This is a genomic window from Deltaproteobacteria bacterium (assembly GCA_009930495.1).
Classification (GTDB): Bacteria; Desulfobacterota; Desulfovibrionia; order Desulfovibrionales; family Desulfomicrobiaceae; genus Desulfomicrobium.
Genome location: RZYB01000200.1, coordinates 1 through 4,121 on the forward strand (window position 1 = coordinate 1; position 4,121 = coordinate 4,121).

A 4,121-nucleotide genomic window follows, 5' to 3' on the forward strand; every position below is an offset into this window, starting at 1 on the left:
GCCCGAGCCATGGAGGACGCCCTGCGCGCCCTGCCCCAGCTTCAGGACGTGACCAGCGACCTGCAGCTCAAAAATCCGGAGGTGCGTCTGGACATCAACCGCGACAAGGCCGCAAGCCTTGGCGTGTCGGCCCGGCAGGTGGAGGTGGCCCTGCAGTCCGCCTTTGGCACGCGCGAGGTCTCGACCATCTACGCGCCCACCAACAGCTATTCCGTGATCATGGAACTGGCTCCGGAATACGGGCGCGACCCTTCGGCCCTGTCCCGGCTGTATGTGCGGACGTCCGGCGGGAGTCTGGCCCCCATCGAGACCATGGTCGATTCCAGCGTCGGCGTGGGACCGCTCTCGGTGAACCATTCCGGACAGTTGCCGTCCGTGACCCTGTCCTTCAATCTGCGTCCCGGCGTATCCCTGGGCGAGGCCACGGCCGCCGTGGAGGCGGTTGCCGCGAACATCCTGCCAGACACCTTCAGCGCCAGTTTTCAGGGCACGGCCCAGGCCTTTCAGAGTTCGCTCCAGAACATGAGCCTGCTTTTGGTCCTGGCCGTGTTTGTCATCTACATCGTGCTGGGCATCCTGTACGAATCCTTCATTCATCCCCTGACCATTCTGTCCGGCCTGCCCTCAGCCGGATTCGGCGCCCTGGTCACCCTGAAGCTTTTTGGCACGGACCTGAACCTTTACGGCTTTGTCGGCATCATCATGCTCATCGGCATCGTCAAGAAAAACGCCATCATGATGATCGACTTCGCCCTGGAGGCCCAGCGCCGTGGCGGCCAAAGCCCGGCCGAGGCCATTTTTCAGGGCTGCGTGATCCGCTTTCGGCCCATCATGATGACGACCATGGCCGCCATCATGGGCACCCTGCCCATTGCCGTCGGTTACGGCGCGGGCGGCGATTCCCGCCAGTCCCTGGGCCTGTGCGTGGTCGGCGGATTGATCACCTCGCAACTTCTGACCCTGTACATCACCCCGGTCTATTATATTTATCTGGACAAGCTCGGACGGATGGTGGCCAACGCGGCCCGGACCGTCACGGGACGAAAAAATCCGACCTAGCCCACGCCATGCATGACACGCCCTGTCGGAGTGCTCCGCCAGGGCGTTCATACCCCGTCCCTACCCTGCCATCACTTTGTGCAACTGATCGAAAACATTGACCGCGTCCGGCATGACGCGCACGTCGTGCACGTCCTGGAGCTTGCGCATCTGGCGCAGCATCTGCTCCAGGCGATCGTCCTCGACAACCAGAAGCCAGATCCGGCTTTCGTCCCCGCCGTTCATGGGCAGACAGAGGATGGCCTCGACGTTGAAGGCGCGGCGCGAAAACAGGCCGCAGACATGGGACATGACGCCGGGATGGTTGTTCACCCGCACGTCGAGCACGGTATGGATGTTAGACATTGAGCACCTCCTCGATCATGACGCGGTTGGCGGCGCCCGGCGGCACCATGGGCAGGACTTTTTCCTCGCGGGCCACGGGCACATGCACCAAACTCGGACCTTTATGGGCCAGGGCCTCGCGCAGGACCGCGTCCGGATCGGCGGCTCCGGTCAGATCCCAGGTCCGCCAGCCAAAACCCTGGGCGATGCGCGGGAAATCCACGGCAATGGAATAGATGGACGAGAAGCAGTTGGCGTCGAAAAACAGCTCCTGCTGCTGATGGACCAGACCCAGGCAGTTGTTATTGAGCAGGATGACGGTCACGTCGGCCTGCTGCTCGGCGGCCGTGGCCATTTCCTGAATGTTCATGAGCAGGCTGCCGTCGCCGCTGAAGCAGATGACTTTGCGTTCCGGGTCGGCCATGGCCGCGCCAATGGCCGTGGGCAGGCCAAAGCCCATGGTCCCCAGCCCCCCGGAGGTCAACCAGGAAACATGGCGGGTGAAGGGATAGCTTTGGGCCGCCCACATCTGGTGCTTGCCCACGTCCGTGGCCACGATGGCGTTCGGCGGCACGATCTCGCCCACGCGGCGGATGAAGCGCTGCGGGGTGTCGTGGCCGCCCGTGGCCGGGGCCAGGGCTGGGAAGGCTTTTTTGAGGGCTTCGATGTAGTCGATCCACTCCCGGCGCGGATTGGCGGCCACGCGCGGCAGCAGGGCGTCAAGGGTGGCGCCGATGTCGGCCAGGATGCCCACGGACGCGGCCCGGAGCTTGTCGAGCTCGCTGTGGTCGATGTCAATATGGATGATTTTGGCCTGGGGGCAGAACTCCTGGACCCGGCCCGTGGCCCGGTCATCAAAACGCACCCCTGCGGCCAGAATCAGATCGCAGGCCTCCAGGGCCATGTTGGTGAAGCGTTCGGCGTGCATGCCGAGCATGCCCAGGCAGAGTTCATGGTCGCGGTCCATGGCGGTCAGGCCCATGAGGGTCTGGGCCACGGGCATGGACGCGGTTTCGGCCAACTGCCGGATCTGATCCTGGGCTCCGGCCGCGACCACGCCGCCGCCAACCCAGAGAATGGGCCGCCTGGCCGCGTTGATCATGGCAATGGCCGTTTCCAATTCCGCGTCGAAACAGCTTGGGGTCGGATCGGCCGCGCCGGGCTCGGGCCAGTGCTCAAAGCTGACCCGTTCCAGCTGCACGTCGCGCGGGATGTCGATCAGGACCGGACCGGGCCGTCCGCTGGCCGCGATGGTGAAGGCCTCGGGGATGACCTCCAGCAGCTCGGCGGCGGAGCGGACCAGGAAGTTGTGCTTGGTGATGGGGATGGTCATGCCGTAGATGTCCACTTCCTGGAAGGCGTCGGTCCCCATCAAGGCGCGTGGTACCTGCCCGGTGATGCAGATCACGGGCACGGAATCGAGCTTGGCGTCGGCAATGGCGGTCAGAATGTTGGTCGCGCCGGGGCCGGAGGTGGCAAAACAGACGGCGGGTTTGCCCGAGACGCGGGCCATGCCCTGGGCCAGAAAACCCGCGCCCTGTTCGTGGCGGCAGAGGATATGTCGGATGCGGAGGCTGCGGGACAGGGCGTCGTACAGGGGCAGGTTCGCGCCGCCGGGAATGCCGGCGATGACGCGGATGTCCTGCCGCTCCAGCAAGGCGATGGCCAGTTCCGCGCCGGTCATGGAAATCATGGGACGTCTCCTTTTTCAGCTCTGGTGCGGGTCCGGCGGGGTGGGAGCTGAAAAAAGAGACCCCCCGCCGGTGCCGTTGCGCCGGCGGGGGGTGTAAAACCAGATGTCCGTTTTCCCGCTACGACACAACAGCGTCCTGTACGACGCATACTACGACGACTACTAGGCCGAGCAGGGTGCCAACTAGGGCGGAAAGTCGGGTCGTCATGGTGTGTTTCACGGGGGTTCCGGGTAATCAATTATCGAATGGATGGAAGCTACCGCCAGGGGTGGAGGGTGTCAAGCAGGTGTCGGCATTAATGGGAGGGCATCATGCGTGTTCGCCCGCCTCCAGGTCTGCGTGCCGCAATTCGCGCTGGGCCGCGAACACCACCAGCACGAGGAGGCTGTTCCCGCTGATTTTATAGACGATGCGGTAGCGCTGATGCAGAATTTCGCGGATTTCTGGCCGTCCGGCCTCCGGGACAACTCGACCAAGTCGTGGATTCGCGGGAAGCAGTGTTTCCGCCTTGGCGATGATGTCGTCCACAAACGTGCGCGCCCGTTCCGGATTGTCCGCCGCGATATAGTCTTCGATGTCCATCAGGGATGTCAGCGCCTCGTGGGTCCAGATCAGCTTCATCATTGTCAGCTTTCTCGGCGTTGCCGCAGCAGATCACGCACTTCCTGACCAGTATATGTCCTGCCGTGAACCTCGTCTTCGAGTCCGCGCTCCACGGCGTCCATGAACTCCTTGCGATAGACCAGGGCGTCATATTCCCGAGGGGACAAAAGAACCCCTGCAGGCTTGCCGTTCTGGGTGATGATCAGCGGCGAACCGGAAGAACGCAGTTCCTTGAACCACTTGGCCATGCCGGCCTTGAACTCGCCGATGGGCACGATATCCTTGGAAACGGACAATGTTTTCATCACAGACCTCCCATGATCCAAAATCATGTCCTGAATTTAGGCATTATTCGGAGAATGTGCAAACACGATCGGCCGGAGTCTTCCGGCCGATCCCTTGATCCCCCGCGCCCTTCCGGGCAAGGTGCGGCAACGTTCG

General features: G+C 63.1%; 5 protein-coding genes. 1 reads left to right on the forward strand and 4 read right to left on the reverse strand.

The genetic code is table 11. From position 1 onward, the window contains the following. A partial coding sequence (locus EOL86_12410) for an acriflavine resistance protein B (GenBank protein ID NCD26377.1) occupies positions 1–1,059 on the forward strand: 1,059 nt, incomplete at its 5' end. Between the two features lie 60 nt (positions 1,060–1,119). On the opposite strand, the gene ilvN is transcribed toward EOL86_12410, so the two are convergent. The 4 genes from ilvN to EOL86_12430 all read right to left on the reverse strand — a co-directional run bounded on the left by ilvN (position 1,120) and on the right by EOL86_12430 (position 3,985). Continuing rightward, entirely contained in the window at positions 1,120–1,404 is a 285-nt protein-coding gene (ilvN, locus tag EOL86_12415) for an acetolactate synthase 1 small subunit (protein NCD26378.1), read from the reverse strand. Next, the gene (ilvB, locus tag EOL86_12420; GenBank protein NCD26379.1) at positions 1,397–3,076 is read right to left on the reverse strand and encodes an acetolactate synthase large subunit; all 1,680 of its coding nucleotides are present in this window, start codon (positions 3,074–3,076) and stop codon (positions 1,397–1,399) included. Before ilvB ends, ilvN begins: the two co-directional genes overlap by 8 nt. 310 nt (positions 3,077–3,386) lie before the next feature. After that, entirely contained in the window at positions 3,387–3,698 is a 312-nt protein-coding gene (locus tag EOL86_12425; protein NCD26380.1) for a type II toxin-antitoxin system RelE/ParE family toxin, read from the reverse strand. Positions 3,699–3,703: 5 nt separating this feature from the next. Next, entirely contained in the window at positions 3,704–3,985 is a 282-nt protein-coding gene (locus EOL86_12430) for a type II toxin-antitoxin system Phd/YefM family antitoxin (protein NCD26381.1), read from the reverse strand. Positions 3,986–4,121: the final 136 nt, after the last annotated feature.